We start from the raw sequence: 16,930 nt of genomic DNA, 5'->3' as shown, positions 1-16,930 counted from the left end.
TCACACCACCCGGCAGAAGCTCGCAGCGCGAGACCTAGACCGTTGTCAGAGGGCCGGGCGAGTCGTGTCTCGGGACGGATCTCGTGACACCGGAGTCGTGTGCCGCCACTGCCGGGTGACCACCGTCACCCCCGTGTCGATTCCCCGAGGACATCCGGTACCGCATCGCCGGCGACTCGATGAAGCGCCACGAGGCCCAGGCGAGCGGCAACGTCAGGGCGAACGCCACCAGCGCGAACAGGTACGGGCCCAGCGCCACCCCACCGAAAAGGGCAAGCAATTGCTGTATAGGGAAGGCATACACATACGTGCCGTACGAGAGGTCGTTGACGGACCCGATGCGGGTCGGCAGGCGACCCCCCAGCCAGAGCAGAATGTAGGCGAACGGGAGGTGGCCGAGGACGTTGACCTGACCGAACTCGAGCATGATCACAAGGACGACCAGGCAGCCAACTGCGGCCAACCACGAGAGTCGCGCTCGATGGCCGAAGAAGTGCATGACCATTCCGGCGAGGAAGAACGCACCCAGCCGCAACGCGCTGAGCCAGCTCGCGCCCATCGAGTCAACAGCGCCCAGAGCAGCGACCTGGCTGACCGTCACGATCACGAGTAGGCCAACGGAGACCCATCCGGCGTGGCGTCGAATCAGAGCCCCCGAAAGCAGCACACCCGCAAGCAGATAAGCCCAGAACTCATAGTAGAGGGTCCACAACGACCCGTTCCATGCACCCGGGTGGGGCACGGTGAGCAATGTGCCCTCGATACCCCATTGATTCGTGAGCAGCATGGAGTTGTTCAGCAGGTAGTCCATCGCGCTTCGCAGCTGATAATTCTCCCCGGAGATGAGGGCCGAAGCGGGCGCGACTGCTATCGCGACCACGATCAAGGCCATCCAGTATCCAGGGAAGATGCGCACCGCGCGGTTCCAGAGGAACGGCCCCAACGGAAGCCGCATCCTGCTGCCGGCGATCAGGAATCCGGAGAGCACGAAGAAGCCATTGACAGCCCACTCCGCAACCCACCCGATCCATCCCGGCATCTCGGCCTGGAACCCGCCGATCGCCGCGGTGTGCGACACGATGACGCTGGCTGCGAGCACGAGGCGCATGAAGTTCAGCGCGTTGGATCCCGGCCGGCCGACATCGGCAACAGTTCGGTTCGCCGACCTCGGCGCCACACCGGCCTCGCGCGTGACGGCGACCGAATCGCTTGCCATCAACGCCCCTCGACGACAGCGTCGTACGCATTGCCATCGTGGGTGATGGTGACCACCGTCCGCGTGGCTCGATCGCACTCACCAACGCCCACGTACTCGGCCGACGCGGCGCCAATAGGATCGAACTTCATCCCCGCTTGCCCTCCCATGGCTGCGACGAACCCCGGCTGCAGGCTCGAGTCCATCGCGAGCTCCACGCAGAGGTCCGCACCTGTCGGTGTGCGATCAGCGATCTCTTGCCGCGCCTGCGTCAAGGCCGATCCGAGCGGCGTGGTCACCCACCAAGAGCGCGTGGCGCTCGAACCACCCACCATCATCGCCAGGATCACAGACCCGACGGCCACGCTTCCGACCAGAACCGACCGCCGGGCGCGTGTTCCCTGGCGCACAGGTAGCCGGCCGACTGCGGCAGCGAGCGCGCTGAGCGTCAACAGGATCGGCACCATCAGGTAGTGATCGGCCCGCTGCTGCCCTTGCATGAAGACAGGCAACGCGGTGGCCGCTGCTGTCGCGAGCAGCACGAGGGGAAGCCTGTTGGACCGCACGCGGGCGACTGACGCGACCACTGCTGCGGCGACCACCAGCACGTACGCCACGAGAGTCAGGTTGTCGGGCGCGAGCCTCTCGGTGTAGAACGCGGCGTTCGCCCGGATCTCGCCGAACCCGAAGACCGAGTAGGACGACCTGCGTGTGGTCATCGGATAGGCGACCAACGCGAAGTACAGCACGGGGATTCCCACGTGGCCGAGCAAGCCCAGGCCGGTCGCGAATCGAATTTTCGATGGCGGCCAGGCGACGCGGGCCATCCAGCCGCGGCCTTGCATCAACACCAGATACCCAGCGAGGATGGCGAAGCCCATGTAGAGCGGGTTGCTGATGATGACGATCAACCATGCGCACGCGCCCAAGGCGGACCACGCCACTGCGCTCCGGCTCACCTCCTGCTCCTGGGCCTTGACATGCGCGAAGAGGCCGAGCCCGAGACACAGGATGCTCACGGAGTGCACGATGTTCGAGGCCCACAAGAGGATGCCAAAGGGTGTCACAGTGGCTGCGACGCCGGCCGCGATCCACCATGCCTGGACGCGACCCCACGCGAATTGACTTCCCGCGCGCAACCACAACCACACGCCCATTACCGTGACCGCACTGACGGTCAGCACGAACGGAACAGGATTCCCTGTCCCGAACATGACTGTCCCCCACCACCAGAACACGTTGATCGTGTATTTACCATCGTTCCGCTGCACATTCGAAAGATCGCCGAGGGTCTGGTTGTACAGCGCGAGGTTGACGTAGTCGTCGGCCCAGAACCCTGCCCTCCCCACCGCAGCCACCCACGCCGCGAACGTCACCAGCAAGACGAGCATCGGCGGCACGAGGGCGATCTTCCGCACCAGGGCGTCGTGGCGATCCTTGACCACCTCGGGCGCAGCCCCTGAGGACGCCAGCGCCTCATCCCGTGGCGGGGCCGCGGCGTCCACGTCAGACGAGGCGACCGGCGCAGCGAGACTCGTCACGGCAGGATCTCGGCAAGCATCTCCGCGAACCGGTCCGGGCCGAAGATCGAGTCGATGTGCTGTGCACCGGCCTTGGACATCTGCGACCACAACTCGTCGTCGGTGACCAGCGCGACCACGCCGTCGGCGAAGGCCTGAGCGTCGTCCGCGACCCACGCCGTGGCCTCATGCTCAATCGACATCCCCTCGGCGCCGATCGGCGTCATGACCACGGGGACCCCGTACGCCAGCGCCTCACCGATCTTGCCCTTGACGCCGGCGCCGTAGCGCAGTGGCGCGATGGCGATGCGGGCGGCGTCGTACAGCGGGCCGAGGTCCTTCACCCAGCCGTGGAAGACCACGTTGGCGGGGGCCTCGGCCACGAGGTCCTGATCGGGGTCACGGCCCACCACGTTCACCGGGATGCCCGGGAGCCTCTCCTCGATGAGCGGAAGGACCTGGCTGAAGAACCAGCGCAGCCCGTCAGCATTCGGCTGGTGCGCGAAGCTCCCGACGAACAGCAGGCCCGCGCGCTCCTCGGCCGAGGACGGGACGGCCTCCGGATAGTGGATGTTCGGCAGGACCTTGACGTCTGTATCCGGCAGGATCGACTGCAAGAGCTTCTGCTCGTACGGGGACACCACCACTGTGGTGTCCGAGGTCGAGGCGATGGCCAGCTCCAGCGACTTGAGAGTCTCGGCGCGCGCCGAGAGGCTCTCCGCGCCGGCGAGCTCCGCCGCCCGCTCCTCGCGCAAGAAGTGCAGGTCGACCGTGTCGAAGATGAGCGGGACGCCTGGGAGCACCGAGCGCAGCGTGAAGACGTGGTTCCAGGCGACGGTGACACGCGAGACGATCACCGCGTGAATGTGCTCCGCGAGCTGTGAGAGCCGTCCCGGCAGGTCGCCGTGGCCGTAGAAGACCTCGACTCCCATCTCGCCGAGGATCCCCGTCCACGGCTCGCTGCGATGACGGTTGTCGGGGACGAACAGCACCCCATAGCCGAGCTCGCGGAGGGTCCGGAGCATCCCCATCATCCGGACGGAGCCGGAGTCCTCGTCGGGACGTGGGACGTAGTGGTCGATCACCACGACGATGCGCGAGCCATTGCCCCGCCGGGCGGCGTAGGGCACGTTCAGAGCGCCGGGCTCGCACTGCTCAGCGAGGCGATCCCGCCACTTCTCGACGAACTTCTCCTTGTTGACAGCCTGGTACGCCTTGATGCCCGAGGTCTCGTCGGTCCCGTGAGACACGCCCTCGTCGTGCACCACAACTGACCTGGGCTCGTACACGACCCGCATCCCGAGCTCACGGATGCCGAAAGCCAGGTCGGTGTCGTCGTAGTAGGCGGGGGCATACCGGGTGTCGAGGTTGCCGAGCGCGTCGAGCGCGGACTTGCGGATGATGATGCTCGCGCCCGAGCAGTAGTCGACGTCGCGGCGGAAGGTGTACGCCGGGATGCCCGGATCCTCGAACTTGCCATAGTTCCAGCCGGACCCGTCGGAGAAGACGATCCCGCCCGCCTCCTGGAGCCTGCCGTCGGGATACTGGAGCTGCGAGCCGACGAGGCCGACGCCCGGCTCGGACACCGTCTCGACGAGCGGGGCGAGCCACCCGGGCGTCACCCGCGTGTCGTTGTTGAGCAGGACCACGAGCTCGCCGCGCGTCGCCTCGATCCCGGCGTTGCACGCGCCCACGAAGCCAGCATTCTGCTCGAGCGCGACAACGCGAATCCCCCGGACCTGGCCCAGCCTCTCGAGCGTGTCGTCAGGAGAGGCGTCGTCCACAACGATGACCTCGTAGGCGATGTCGCCCTCGGTCGCCGCGACGGCCTGCAGGCACCGCTCGGTGTACTCCCACTTGCCGTGCACGGGGATGACGATCGACACCAACGGGGCTTCACTCGCGGGAATCGAGATCACGACCGGGGGGACCTCGGGCAGCGGGCGCAGGCGGCGCGCCACGCCCACGAGGGAGCGCAGTGTGCCGCCGTAGGCGCGGCGCCGGCCGGAACCACTCGGCGCGGCCTTCTCGACGAGCCGGTAGTAGAGGCCGATCACGCGGAACGCCCGGCTCCGTCGTATGCCGTCCAAGGATGTCTGGAGGTCGCCGGCCTGGGCCTGGACGTGCACGTAGCGGGCTTCGGCAGCCGCGAAACGCTCGGCGAGCACCGACTGCATCGTCTCGGCGGACCGGGTCTTCTCCTGCGCGACGCGCGCCCCCAGCGCGGCCTCCACACTCCAATGGTTGGCGAGCTCGGCCTGGGCGAGCGCGAGACGCTCGCGCTCAAGCGCTCCGTCGATCTCGACGCTGAGACGCTCGACCTCCCCGCTCAAGTGGGCGGTGGACTCCTCAGCCGTCGCGAGGTAACCGCGAACGCGCTCCAGGACGCCCGGAAGCCGCTCGCCCAGCGGGAGCTCGCTCAGCGGCCCGTCCACCATCTGTGTGAGGTCGGCGGCGATGCGCTGTGCGTGCTCCGCGCTGCCCTCGCCTTGCTGCGGCACGCCTACCTCGGCGAGGAACTCCGCCTCCTCGGCAATGGCCACATCGATCCACAGCCCTGTGGCGTCGAGGCCCACTGCCGGGCCGAGGAGCCGCGCGACGTCACGCACGACCTCGCATCCCTCCCAGCGGTCCGGGGGCACGTCTCGCGCCAACTGGGCGACAAACCACAGGATGCCGCGGCGGACGACCCGCTCAAGCCCCCACCCGGGCGCCGTCCACTCCTGATCTATCGGCTCGAGGACCCCGGCGGGAGTCATCACCAGGTTGTTCGGCACGAAGTCGAAAGGCGTGGCCCCGGACTCGGCAGCGTGCCGCTCGAGGGCCTCGCGCCACTGGGCCAACAAGACCGCCACCCCGACAGTGGTCAGGCCTGTCGCCGCCTCCTGCACCGTGACGCCCTGGATCACGCGCTCGCGGCCCTCGGTGATGTCGATGAGGGCGTCGTCGGATGCCTCACCGACTCGGGCCCGGTCGACCACGAGCTCGTCGCCGTCCCGGATCACGCGCTTCCCGAGCGAGTAGTGCTCACGCCGGGAGCGTGAGTAGTACACCGCCGCCAACTCCTGCGGCCACAACTGCTGAGGAGCCCCCTTGCCCGCGAGGACGAGGAAGGAGTTCCCCGTCTCCGCGGCAAGGCCCGCGTCGACGAGGGTGCGCCACACGCGAGCCTCATCAGCGAGGCGGGGGCGGCTCGACCTGAGGTCGGCACTCGGGAAGGAGGGAAGGTTGGCCAACAACTGAGGCGCGTCACGCTCAAGCGCCTCCGCGTCCATCACTGCTCGGGTGAGCTTGTAGTCGGGGAACGCGATCCGCACGCTCGGCTCGAGGCCGGCCGCCACGAACAGTGCTTCGAGCTCATGGCGCGAGAAGGTCCGGGCGTGGGTCACACCCGGGTATCCCTCGATCGAGTCGAAGACGACGTCGGTGTGGTCCTCGGGCGCGCCCACGAGGTACTTCACACCGATCTTGTTCTCGATCGCGAGCGCGAGGGTGCCTCCGGGGCGCAGGCAGCGGCCGAGGTGGCTCAGGAACTCCACATAGGCCTCGGGATCGGCGGAGCCGCCTCCCACGTACTCGAGAACCCCGACGACGACGATCACGTCGTAGGTCGGGACGGCCGGAACGTCGCTGTGCTCGCCGACGAACACCTCGACGCCCGGGAGGTCGCGGGTGCGCGCGCGTGCCACCCGCGCACGGCGCGGCGCTGGCTCGACGGCGTCGACCAGGGCGGCCCGCTCGCCGAGGTAGCGAGTGATGGCGCCGCAGCCGGCGCCGATCTCCAGCACACGCGCATCGGGAGCGATCGTCAGGCCGCGCACGATGTTGGCGCGAGCCGCGTCGAGTTGGAACTGCTGAGCGGCGCCATCGCCGAGGCTGCGGAGCCTGGAGTTCGTCGAGCGGAGGTCGTCCTCACGGGTGAACATCTCGTACAACGCGTCCTCGACGCCGTCGTCATACGTAGAACCCGCATTCCTGACGAGCACCCATCCCTCGGCGTCCCGTTCGCCGATCGCCCGCAAAGGCGTGATTTCACCCGTCATTGAACATCCCCTGCTCGACCGTTCGAATTGGGAGCCTGGGTACAGGGCGACGTTGCCGCCTTCAGGCTCCGACAGGTGAGCGGTCGGGTACGCCTCGTTGCTCTCGTCACGTCGCGACACCACCACTGCTCCCCGTCGTTTGTCCGGGACACCCTACCCGGACCGCCAGGCGAATCGTGGGCTAGTAACGACTCGGTAACTCTTCCGCCTAGGAGGGCGAGTCGGAGTGCTTGGCGACCGTGCCGACGGGGCGGCGGGAAAGCCCGGAGCACCATCCTTGGAGGCGCCTCCATGACGGCGGAGGCCCTGAGCGCCGAGTTTCCTTTGGCGCCCCGTCCGCGTTCCTCCGTTCCCGGCAGGGTCAGGGCACGTCGGCCTGGACCAGCGTCCCGCGACCCCGGGCTGTCAATGCCCCTTCCGTCGCCGGAACGAACGCTGCCTCACCTCGGGAGAGCACAAGCGAGTCGATCATCGATGTCACAGCGATCTCGCCTTCCATGCACAAGAGCGTCCGCGGGCCTCGTCCAGGGAGTGGATGAACGTCTTCGTCCAGCAGGTCGGTCACGGAGAGCTCGAAGTCGTCGACCGGCGCGTAAAAGACGCGTGTCGCTCCATGGAAGATCTCAGGCGCCGTCCTGATAGGCGGAGCGGCCACGTAGTCGACGCATGCCAACAACTCGACGGTGTCAACATGCTTGACCGTGAGTCCCGCGCGGAGCACGTTGTCCGAGCTCGCCATGATCTCGATGCCGAGGCCGCTCAGGTAGGCGTGCACGCCACCCGCCGGGACGAACAATGCCTCTCCGGGCTGCAGGCTCACGGGGTTGAGCAGCAAAGACGCGACGACACCTGGGTCGCCTGGGTACGCCTCGTTCAGGAGCACGACAGTCGCGTCGGCCCTTGGCGATGTCGACCCGGCCGCGAGGCGGGCGCCGCACTCACGGGCGAGGGCTTCGACCGCCTCGCTCGACGGCCTTGTGCGCGAGTCGAGGAGGAACGTGAATGCCGCCTCCACACCGACAGCGGAAGGCTGGGCGACGAGGAGCTCGCGCAGTCGTCGCGCCAACGGTGTGCCGAGCTCGGCGAACAGCTCGGCGGCCCGCCGCGGGGCGCGGAATCCGCACAGCGCCTCGAACGGCGTCAGCGCGAAGACCAGCTCGGGCTTGTGGTTGTCGTCTCGATAACTTCGGTTGTCGGCAGTGATCGGGATTCCGGCGGACTCCTCGCGCGCGAAGCCCTCTCGCGCACGGGCGAGGTGAGGGTGGACTTGCAGCGAGAGCGGCCGGGCCGGGGCGATGAGCTTCAGGAGGTACGGCAGGGTGTCGCCGAAACGAGCGCGCACATCTTGGCCGAGCATCGCGACAGGGTCTGAGGCGATCAGTTCGGCGAGGTCGGACGCAGGCTCGGAGCTGAGCAGAGTCGAGGGCGCCGAGGGGTGCGCCCCGAACCACATTTCAGCGAGCGGCTCGATGCTTGTCGGAATCCCCAGGAGAGCGGGGATCGCATCGGTCGATCCCCACGCATACGCGCGGGGATTGCCACGCAACCTGTGCACCGATATCCACCCTTCTCCGGTTCGCCTGGCCAGGCTAGCCGCTTCCCGCTGTCGACCATGTCCCCCGCGTGCGGACCGCAATGCGCATTCGGCTACTGGTTCAGCTCGCCGCGACGAACGCCGCCGCGGCCGGACACCCGCGTTCTGCGATGCGGCTCGCGCCGCGCATTCACAACTGGGGCGCGCCCAAGACCGCTGCCGCGGCCGTCGACCAACGCCCAGCCCAATCGCCGATCGGAGCCACGCCGACTGCCTCCAGCGCCCCGTGCCCCAGCACCGAATACGCCGGTCGCGGCGCCGCGCTCGCGAACGCGTCACTCGTCGTGGGCCGGACAATGGCCGGGTCGAGGCCCGCTGCCGCGACAATCGCCTGGGCGAACCCGTGCCACGATGTCTGGCCAGCGGAGGTGCCGTGGTAGACGCCGCTCGGGGCGCCCGCCTCGACGAGCCGGACGATCAGGTCGGCGAGGTCGACGGTCCAGGTCGGCTGGCCCACCTGGTCGGCGACCACATCGAGCCCGCCCCGCTCGGCCGCGACCCGTGCGATGGTCTTCGGGAAGCACTTGCCGTGGGCGCCGTAGAGCCATGCCGTGCGGACGATGAGGTGGTCCGGGTTCTCAGCGCGCACCGCCCACTCTCCTGCGGCCTTGGTGCGGCCGTACGCGGAGCGGGGGTCGATGGGCGCCGTCTCGGCGTACGGCGCGACGCCAGCGCCGTCGAAGACGTAGTCGGTGGAGATCTGCACGATCCGCGCGCCGTGCTCGGCGGCCGCCCTGGCGAGCAGCGCCGGCCCTGTGGCGTTGAGGGCGAAGGCGCTGGCCTCGCGCGCCTCGGCGTCGTCGACAGCGGTCCAGGCCGCGCAGTTGACCACCACGTCATGGCCCTGGACGGCGGCGCGCACCGACGCCAGGTCGGTGATGTCCACGTGCTCCCGGTCGGTTGCCGTCACCTCGGCGCCAGCCTCCCGCAGCCGGCTCACGACGTCCTGGCCCAGCATCCCTGCCGCCCCTGTCACCAACCAGCGCACAACCACTCCTCATCTCGACGTCTCGACCGACGGCCCAGAGTAGTCGCGCCGTTAGGCTGGCCTCGCAACAGCCGACATGAGGAGATATCACCGTGCAGTTCCGCGAGCTCAAGGTCCCCGGGGCGTGGGAGATCACACCGCAGCAGTTCGGCGACCCGCGAGGCGTGTTCCTCGAGTGGTTCAAGGAGGGCGCGTTCGTCGAGGCGGTAGGGCACCCCCTCGACCTCCAGCAGGCCAACTGCTCGGTGTCGGCTGCCGGGGTGCTGCGGGGGATCCACTTCGCCGACGTCCCGCCCGGGCAGGCGAAGTACGTCACATGCCCGAAGGGCGCGGTGCTCGACGTCGCAGTCGACATCCGGGTGGGCTCGCCGACCTTCGGCCAGTGGGACACCGTGCTGCTGGACGACGTCGACCGCCGCGCCATCTACCTCTCCGAGGGCATCGGGCACGCGTTCCTGTCCCTCGAGGACGACTCGACGGTCGTCTACCTCTGCTCCACGGGCTACTCCCCCGGCCGGGAGCACGGCGTGCACCCGCTCGACACGGAGATCGGCATCGAGTGGCCGACGACGGCCCGCGACGGAAGCCCGCTCACGCCGCAGCTCTCGGACAAGGACTTGGCGGCGCCGACGCTGCGCCAGGCCCAGGAGGACGGCCTGCTCCCGACGATGGACTCGGTGCGCGACTTCGTGGCCCAGCGCAAGGCCTCGCCGCGCGGACTCTGAGCCGCGCGACCGGATCCCGCCGGTTCCCGGAGCCGCTTGCTGGCACACTGTCTGTCCATGCGCGGAATCATCCTGGCCGGCGGATCCGGTACTCGTCTCAACCCGATCACCCTGGGCGTGAGCAAGCAGCTCGTCCCGGTCTACGACAAGCCCATGATCTATTACCCGTTGTCGACGTTGATGGCGGCCGGCATCGAAGACATCCTGATCATCACCACGCCTCACGATGCCGAGCAGTTCCACCGCCTGTTGGGCGACGGCTCCCAGTTCGGCATCTCGATCAGCTATACGGTGCAGGCGGTCCCGAACGGGCTCGCCCAGGCCTTCGTCCTCGGGGCTGACTTCGTGGGCGACGACTCCGCGGCGCTCGTCCTCGGCGACAACATCTTCTACGGCCCCGGCCTGGGGACTCAGCTCCAGCGCTTCGAGCAGATCGACGGCGCCGCGGTCTTCGCCTACCGCGTGGCCGATCCGACCAGCTACGGCGTCGTCGAGTTCGACGCGAGCGGTCGCGCGCTCTCACTCGAGGAGAAGCCGCAGCACCCGAAGTCGGACTACGCCGTCCCGGGCCTGTACTTCTACGACAACGACGTTGTGGCGATCGCGAAGTCCCTCAAGCCGTCGGCTCGTGGCGAGTACGAGATCACTGACGTCAACCGGCACTACCTCGACGCCGGGAAGCTCCAGGTCGAGGTGCTCCCCCGCGGCACGGCGTGGCTCGACACCGGCACGTTCGACTCGCTGCTCGAGGCCTCCGACTACGTGCGCACCATCGAGCACCGTCAGGGCCTCAAGATCGGGGCGCCTGAGGAGGTCGCCTGGCGGCGCGGGCTCCTCACCGACGACGAGCTGCGCGCTCGCGCGGAGCCACTCGTCAAGTCGGGCTACGGCACGTACTTGCTGGACCTGCTCAAGCGCCAGCAGTAGTCACACCACCAACCGAGCGCCTGACGCCCGAGCGACTGCTCGGGCGTCAGGCGCTCGGTTGGTGGTGCTCAGGACGAGCCGCCGCCGGCGCGCTGGACAGCAGCGCGATAGGCCTCGACGTGGACGTCCGCGGCAGCTCCCCAGGTGAACAGCGCGGCCCGCTCGACTGCGGCACGGGCCAGCTCCTCGCGCCTGTCCTTGCTCGCGAGCAGCTGAGCCAGCGCGGTGGCGATCGACGCCGCGTCCGTCTCGGTGTACTCCACCGCGTCGCCGCCCACCTCGGGCAGGGAGAGCCGACGGCTGGTGAGGACCGCCGCGCCGCAGGCCATGGCCTCGAGCACGGGCAGGCCGAAGCCCTCGCCCAGACTCGGGTAGGCCACCACCTGGGCTCCGCCGAGGAACCCGGCGAGGTCGTCGAGCGGGAGGTAGCCGGGCCGGATCACCTGCAGGCCTGCTGGCACCGCCCCGATGGCGGGCTGCACGGCGTCGTCCCAGCCCGCGCCGCCCGCGACCACCAGGGCGGGAGGGTCGGCGAGTCCCGCGACTGCCTCCACCCAGGCCTCGATCAGGGCGGGGACGTTCTTGCGCGGCTCGAGCGTGCCCAGGAAGGCGACGTATGGCCTGCCCTCCAGGCCGAGGGAACGGGCAACCCGCTCCTGCTCCGCGGCCTCCACCGGGTGGAAGACCTCGGGATCGACCCCGTGGTGCGCCACATAGAACTGCTCGGCGCGGCCACCGGCGTAGCGCACGACCTCGTCGCGCGTCGCCCGGGAGGGCACGACGAGCGCGTCCGCGCGGCGCACCGCGAGCCAGGTCGCGCTGCGGAAGAACAGGGTCTTGAAGGAGCTGTGGACGTCCCGGTCACTGAAGAACGTGGCGTCGTGCAAGGTGACCACGCGCGCGCCGGGACTCAACACCGGGCTCGTGTAGTGCGGGCTGTGGACGACATCCGCGCGGATCCTGCGCGCGAGCACCGGCAGACCGGTCTGCTCCCACACCAGTCGCGCAGCCCGCCGCTCGATCATCCGCGGCGCGGCGATCACCCGGGCGCCGGGGAGCGCGGCCTCCATCAGGTCGACGTCGCGGACCTGGCACACGACGACGAGCTCCACATCGCGGACGTCCAGCGCGCGCAGCAGCTCGTCGACGTAGCGCCCCACGCCGCCACGGTCGGACGGGATGGCCGTCGCGTCTACAAGAACTCTCATCTCACCCCTGCCGCACGTGTCCAGAACCGAGCGAGCGTAACGCGGATCGGCGATCCGGTTCTGGTGAGTAGTGTTCAGTCCCGCATAGGGCGGCCGGCGCTGGCCGCCGCCCTCCTCGCTGGAACGAAGGGCCCTCGATCCGGGACATGACCACTCTGCCGCGCGTGACAGCGCTGATGCTCGCGTACGGCGCGGAGCCCTATCTCCTTGACGCCGTCGAGGCGGTGCTCGCGAGCACCGGTGTCGACGTCGACCTGGTCCTCGTGGACAACGGGTGCACCACGGACGCCGTGCGCCGCCTCCCGGAGGACCCGCGGATCACGCTGGTGGTCCCGGCGGAGAACCTCGGCTTCACTGGCGGGATGAACCTCGCCGCGAGCCGGGCGAGCGGGGACGTCCTGCTGCTGGTGAACAGTGACGCGATCGTCGAGCCCGCTGCCGCGAGCGAACTGGTCGGAGCCCTCGCGACGCCGGGCGTCGGCGTGGTCGGCGGGAGTGTGCGGCTGGCTGACGAGCCTGACCTGGTGAACTCGGTCGGCAACCCGTTGCACGTGCTGGGGCTCAGTTGGGCCGGAGGCATGGGCGATCCCGCCGCTCAGCACGCGACGCGCGGGCCTGTGGCCTCGGCGAGCGGAGCCTGCATGGCGCTCTCCCGGTCCCTGTGGGAGAGCCTCGGCGGGCTCGTGGAGCCGTTCTTCGCCTACGCCGAGGACCTCGAGCTGTGCTGGCGCAGCTGGCAGCGAGGGCTGCGGGTCGAGTACGTGCCGACGGCCGTGGCGTACCACCACTACGAGTTCAGCCGGACGCCGCTCAAGATGTACCTCGTCGAGCGCAACCGCCTGGCCTTCGTCCTCACGTGCTACGGCGGCCGCATGTTGCTCCTCCTGGCGCCCGTGTTGGCGGCGTTCGAGCTGGCGCTGGTCGCGGTGGCCGCCAAGCAGGGGTGGCTGCGGCAGAAGCTCCGAGGGTGGTGGTGGCTCGCGACGCATGTCCGCTGGATTCGGGCGCGTCGCGCGGAGGTCCAGCGCGAGCGTCGCGTGCCCGACCGCGAGCTCGCCGACCTGATGACCGATCGCTTCGACCCCGCGCAGTTCCCGCTGCCCGCAGGCTCGCATCTGCTGCAATCAGCGCTCGCGCGATACTGGCGCGCGGTCCGCCGTGCCCTGTAGGCCGACGTCGCAACCGGAAGAGGAAGCCCTGCCGTGACCCTCGAAGTCACCCTGACCGCCGAGCAGTGCTGGCAGCCCGTGCCCGGAGGCTCCGGCACCTACGTCGTCGAGCTCGCCCGCGGACTGGCCGACGTCCAGGGGGTCCGGGCCACCGCGCTCGTCGCCGCCCACCGTGGGCGCGACGCTCATGACGGCCGGGTCGCCGCGCCGGTGCGCCGGGCCCCGCTGCCCCGCCGCCTGCTCTACCCCGCGTGGAACCACCTCCGCCTTCCCCGTGCCGAGTGGGTGGTCCGCGGCAGCGACGTCGTGCACGCCACCACGTGGGCCGTGCCGCCCACCGCGCGGCCGCTGGTGGTGACGGTCCACGACCTCGCGTTCCTCCGGTCGCCTGAGCACTTCACCACGCATGGGAACGCGTTCTTCATCCGTGCCCTCGACCGGGTGCGCCGTGAGGCCGACCTGATCGTCGTCCCGTCGCAGGCCACCGCCGACGACTGCCTCGCGGCAGGGCTGCCGCGGGACCGTGTCAGGGTCGTCCCGCACGGCGTGCGCATCCTCCCCGCCACGTCCGACGAGGTCGCCGCGTTCCGGCGCCAGCACGATCTCCGTCGTGACTACGTGATGTGGTGCGGGACTGTCGAGCCGAGGAAGAACCTCCCCGTGCTGCTCGAGGCCTATGCCCACGCCGCGGCACGCGGCCTGGACGCTGACCTGGTGCTCGTGGGTCCTCGCGGCTGGGGCGATGCCACCACAGGGCTCGGCGCCGGCGAGGGGACGGCCCCGGGCGTCCGGTACCTGGGGCGGCTCGACGACGTCGACCTCCATCGGGCATATGCCGGGGCCCGCGCGTTCTGCTTCCCGTCCCTCTGGGAGGGGTTCGGGATGCCCGTCCTCGAGGCCATGGCGCACGGCGTCCCGGTCGTCACCTCACGGGGGACGTCGATGGAAGAGATCGCCGCTGGCGCCGCGTTGCTCGCCGACCCCCACGACCCGGAGGAGCTCGCCGAGCAGCTCCTGGCCGCCTGCGGCGACGCGCATGACGACCTCGCCTCGACCGCGTTGTCGCGGTCCGGCCAATTCACGTGGTCGGCCGCGGCCGAGGCCACGGCCGCCGTCTACCGCGAGGCGGCGGGGGGCTAAGAGCGCCCCTCTATACTCGGCGCGTGCCCCCCGAAGACGCCACCCACCGGCATGCGTCCGGGACCCCCGCCACTGCCGCGGTCATCACGGCGTTCCGGCCGGGCACGGAGCTCGCCGAGGCGGCGCGGGCAGCAGCCCGCCAATGCGTTCGCGTGATCGTCGTCGACAACACACCCGCAGGCGAGAGCGGAGCCGACGCCGTGCTGGGAGACATGCCCGGCGTGACGCTGCTGCGCGACGGCGCCAACCGAGGGCTCGCGGCCGCGCTCAACCGCGGCGTCGCCGAGGCCTCGGGAGCCGACGCCCTCTTGCTGCTCGACCAGGACTCGACGGTGCCCGACGGGCTGGTCAGTCGCCTGTGGGCTTCGCTCGAGCAGGATGAGCGGATCGCCATCGCCGCTCCCGCGCCCTGGGACCCGGGCGCGCAGCGGTTCCTCGATCCGCGCACCCGGGCTCGTGCGGAGGTGGCGGACCTGGACGTCGTGATCACCTCGGGGATGCTGCTGCGGCGCAGCGCGGCGGATGAGCTCGGCGCCTTCCGAGAGGACTTCTTCGTCGACGGGGTGGACCAGGACTACTGCCTGCGCGCACGACGTGCCGGGTGGCGCATCGTGCAGGACCGACGGGTCCTGCTGCCGCACTCCCTGGGCGACACACAGTGGCACGGGATCGGCTTCCTCCGCGTGCGCGCGTCACACCACCCGACGTGGCGCCTGTACTGGATGGCGCGCAACGGCGTCGTCCTCATCCGTGAGAACCTCCGGCACAGGCCCCGCTGGGCTATGACCTCGATAGCGCTCCTCTCCTACTGGGCGGCAGCCGTCGCCGCCTTCGAGCCGCCCCGCGCCGCTCGACTCTCAGCCATCCGAGCGGGTGTGCGCGACGGCATGCGCGGCGGCCTCGACGCGCGTTTCGCCCCCGAAGCGAAGCGATGACCGCGCCCACCGTCAGCTCGTCCGGCTACGCGCGCGATGCCCTGCTCGCCGCCGCGAGCCGCATGGCCCCGCTGGGCGTCCAGCTCGCGTCAACGCCCTTCCTGCTGGCCAACCTCAGCCCGGGCGCCTTCGCCGCGTGGACGCTCACGATGACGACCATCAACCTCTTCCTCAGCGCGGACCTCGGCGTCGTGGGCATCATGCAGCGCTACCACGGCATCGCCCTCGGGCGGGGCGACACCGCTCTGGGCGGGCGCATCACCGCGACGGTGCTCGCGGTGCTCGGCACGATCCTCGTCGTCCTCGCGATCGCCGGGCCGTGGATCTCCGACGCGATCCTGCACGTCGTGAACCTGCCCGCGGGCGCCGCCGACGAGGCTGGCCTGCTGTTCCGCCACGCGGGGGTCCTCGCCGCGCTGCAGCTCACCGCGCTGGCCTTGAGCAGCTATCTTGCCGCGCACTCCCGGTTCCTCGCAGTGGCCGCCGCCTCCCTCATCGCGAGGACGGCCCTCGCCGGGTGCATCGTCCTGGCCGTCGTCACCGGGGCCGGGCTGCGGGGCCTGCTGCTCGCCGCCTACGCCGACGCGGTCGTCGCCCTGGTCATCACCGCGTTCCTGTGCCGCAAGCACCTCGTCGGCGAGGTCCGCGGCCTGGCCCGTTCCACCGAGCTGTCCGAGTTGTGGGCGTACTCGTGGCGCAACCAGGCCAGCGCGTTCGGCTTCATCGCCCAGCGCGAACTCGACGTCCTGATGGCGGCCGTCCTCCTACCGACCGTTGCCCTCGTGAGCGTGTCCGCCGTCGCACCGCTCGCAGCGGCCGTCTCGCTCGCTCCGGCCGTCCTGCTGACACCGCTGTTCACGCGCCTGAGCGTCCGCGCTGGGGAGTCGCTGCCAGCGGCGGCGGCCGAGGCTGGATCCGCCGAACGGTCATGGTGGTCGCTGCTCCTGCCGTTCGGCGCGCTCGTCGTCGTGATCCTCCCGTTCGCCTCAGCCGCATGGCTCGGGCCCGAGGTGGAGGATGTCGTCCCCCTGACCGCACTGCTGTCCGCGGGCTTCGTCCTGTCGCTCGCCGGATCCGTCCGCGGGATGGCCGCCCGCGCGGTCGGGTCGCCGGGACTCGAGACGCGCGCCTATGTCGTGCTCGTCGCCACCAAGATCATCGTCGGGACGGTTCTCACCCTCGTCTTCGGCGTGTACGGGCTGGCCGCCGCGACGCTCATCGCCGCGGCGTCGTTCCTGATCTCGCTCACGCACGCGACGCGCAAGCGGCAGATCATTGGGCGGACACCGTTGCCGCCAGCCCGCCTGGCCATCGGCACTGCGCTGCTCGCGCTCCTCTGCGGCGCGGCTGCCGCGACCGTCCACCAGATGATCGACGGGCGCCTCGCGCAACTGTCCCTGCTGGTCGTGATCGCACTCGTCGGCGCGCTCGGCGCGTTCTGGGTGTATCGATCCTCGGAGCAGCCGCATGCGCCATGATCCACACG

Annotated in this window: 12 protein-coding genes; 6 read left to right on the top strand and 6 right to left on the bottom strand. The window is 69.9% G+C overall.

Features of this window, described 5'->3' with window-relative positions; genetic code table 11:
* Positions 1-34: 34 nt before the first annotated feature.
* The 5 genes from QUV83_RS07990 to rfbD all read right to left on the bottom strand — a co-directional run bounded on the left by QUV83_RS07990 (position 35) and on the right by rfbD (position 9,340).
* The gene (locus tag QUV83_RS07990; RefSeq protein ID WP_289563702.1) at positions 35-1,216 is read right to left on the bottom strand and encodes an acyltransferase family protein; all 1,182 of its coding nucleotides are present in this window, start codon (positions 1,214-1,216) and stop codon (positions 35-37) included.
* Positions 1,216-2,700, bottom strand: a complete 1,485-nt coding sequence (locus QUV83_RS07985) for a hypothetical protein (RefSeq protein WP_289563700.1) — start codon at positions 2,698-2,700, stop codon at positions 1,216-1,218. Before QUV83_RS07985 ends, QUV83_RS07990 begins: the two co-directional genes overlap by 1 nt.
* 32 nt (positions 2,701-2,732) lie before the next feature.
* On the bottom strand, positions 2,733-6,758 hold the full coding sequence (locus QUV83_RS07980; protein ID WP_289563698.1) for a glycosyltransferase: 4,026 nt from the start codon (positions 6,756-6,758) through the stop codon (positions 2,733-2,735).
* 361 nt (positions 6,759-7,119) lie between these two features.
* Positions 7,120-8,313, bottom strand: a complete 1,194-nt coding sequence (manA, locus tag QUV83_RS07975; RefSeq protein ID WP_289563696.1) for a mannose-6-phosphate isomerase, class I — start codon at positions 8,311-8,313, stop codon at positions 7,120-7,122.
* 169 nt (positions 8,314-8,482) lie between these two features.
* Positions 8,483-9,340 carry a dTDP-4-dehydrorhamnose reductase gene (gene rfbD, locus QUV83_RS07970; RefSeq protein ID WP_289563694.1) on the bottom strand — a complete coding sequence of 286 codons (858 nt, stop codon included), beginning with the start codon at positions 9,338-9,340 and terminating at the stop codon, positions 8,483-8,485.
* Between the two features lie 92 nt (positions 9,341-9,432).
* On the opposite strand from rfbD, the gene QUV83_RS07965 reads away from it, so the two are divergent.
* Both QUV83_RS07965 and rfbA read left to right on the top strand, forming a co-directional pair.
* The gene (locus QUV83_RS07965; protein ID WP_289563693.1) at positions 9,433-10,065 is read left to right on the top strand and encodes a dTDP-4-dehydrorhamnose 3,5-epimerase family protein; all 633 of its coding nucleotides are present in this window, start codon (positions 9,433-9,435) and stop codon (positions 10,063-10,065) included.
* Between the two features lie 57 nt (positions 10,066-10,122).
* Entirely contained in the window at positions 10,123-10,992 is an 870-nt protein-coding gene (gene rfbA / locus QUV83_RS07960) for a glucose-1-phosphate thymidylyltransferase RfbA (RefSeq protein WP_066582657.1), read from the top strand.
* Between the two features lie 68 nt (positions 10,993-11,060).
* On the opposite strand, the gene QUV83_RS07955 is transcribed toward rfbA, so the two are convergent.
* Positions 11,061-12,200: a glycosyltransferase family 4 protein gene (locus QUV83_RS07955; RefSeq protein WP_289563692.1), complete on the bottom strand. Its 1,140-nt coding sequence runs from the start codon at positions 12,198-12,200 to the stop codon at positions 11,061-11,063.
* A gap of 146 nt (positions 12,201-12,346) precedes the next feature.
* Between QUV83_RS07955 and QUV83_RS07950 the strand changes: the two genes are divergently transcribed.
* Genes QUV83_RS07950 through QUV83_RS07935 form a run of 4 tightly spaced genes read left to right on the top strand, consistent with a single transcriptional unit; the run spans position 12,347 to position 16,922 of the window.
* Positions 12,347-13,369, top strand: a complete 1,023-nt coding sequence (locus QUV83_RS07950) for a glycosyltransferase family 2 protein (RefSeq protein ID WP_289563690.1) — start codon at positions 12,347-12,349, stop codon at positions 13,367-13,369.
* 33 nt (positions 13,370-13,402) lie between these two features.
* A complete protein-coding gene (locus QUV83_RS07945; RefSeq protein ID WP_289563689.1) occupies positions 13,403-14,509 on the top strand; it encodes a glycosyltransferase family 4 protein in 1,107 nt (368 codons plus the stop codon).
* Positions 14,510-14,532: 23 nt separating this feature from the next.
* Positions 14,533-15,444 carry a glycosyltransferase gene (locus QUV83_RS07940; protein ID WP_289563687.1) on the top strand — a complete coding sequence of 304 codons (912 nt, stop codon included), beginning with the start codon at positions 14,533-14,535 and terminating at the stop codon, positions 15,442-15,444.
* The gene (locus QUV83_RS07935; RefSeq protein WP_066582662.1) at positions 15,441-16,922 is read left to right on the top strand and encodes a hypothetical protein; all 1,482 of its coding nucleotides are present in this window, start codon (positions 15,441-15,443) and stop codon (positions 16,920-16,922) included. The genes QUV83_RS07940 and QUV83_RS07935 overlap by 4 nt, the downstream gene beginning before the upstream one ends.
* The last annotated feature ends 8 nt before the right edge of the window (positions 16,923-16,930 follow it).

Source organism: Cellulomonas cellasea, assembly GCF_030372105.1.
GTDB classification, from domain to species: Bacteria; Actinomycetota; Actinomycetes; order Actinomycetales; family Cellulomonadaceae; genus Cellulomonas_A; species Cellulomonas_A cellasea_A.
This window is presented reverse-complemented; position numbering and strand designations above follow the sequence as displayed.

Excerpts from the sequence above, each read along its gene's own strand:
- QUV83_RS07990 (WP_289563702.1), bottom strand. The coding sequence starts at position 1,216 with ATGGCAAGCGATTCGGTCGCCGTCACGCGCGAGGCCGGTGTGGCGCCG.
- QUV83_RS07980 (WP_289563698.1), bottom strand. The coding sequence starts at position 6,758 with ATGACGGGTGAAATCACGCCTTTGCGGGCGATCGGCGAACGGGACGCC.
- rfbA (WP_066582657.1), top strand. The coding sequence starts at position 10,123 with ATGCGCGGAATCATCCTGGCCGGCGGATCCGGTACTCGTCTCAACCCG.
- QUV83_RS07955 (WP_289563692.1), bottom strand. The coding sequence starts at position 12,200 with ATGAGAGTTCTTGTAGACGCGACGGCCATCCCGTCCGACCGTGGCGGC.
- QUV83_RS07950 (WP_289563690.1), top strand. The coding sequence starts at position 12,347 with ATGACCACTCTGCCGCGCGTGACAGCGCTGATGCTCGCGTACGGCGCG.
- QUV83_RS07935 (WP_066582662.1), top strand. The coding sequence starts at position 15,441 with ATGACCGCGCCCACCGTCAGCTCGTCCGGCTACGCGCGCGATGCCCTG.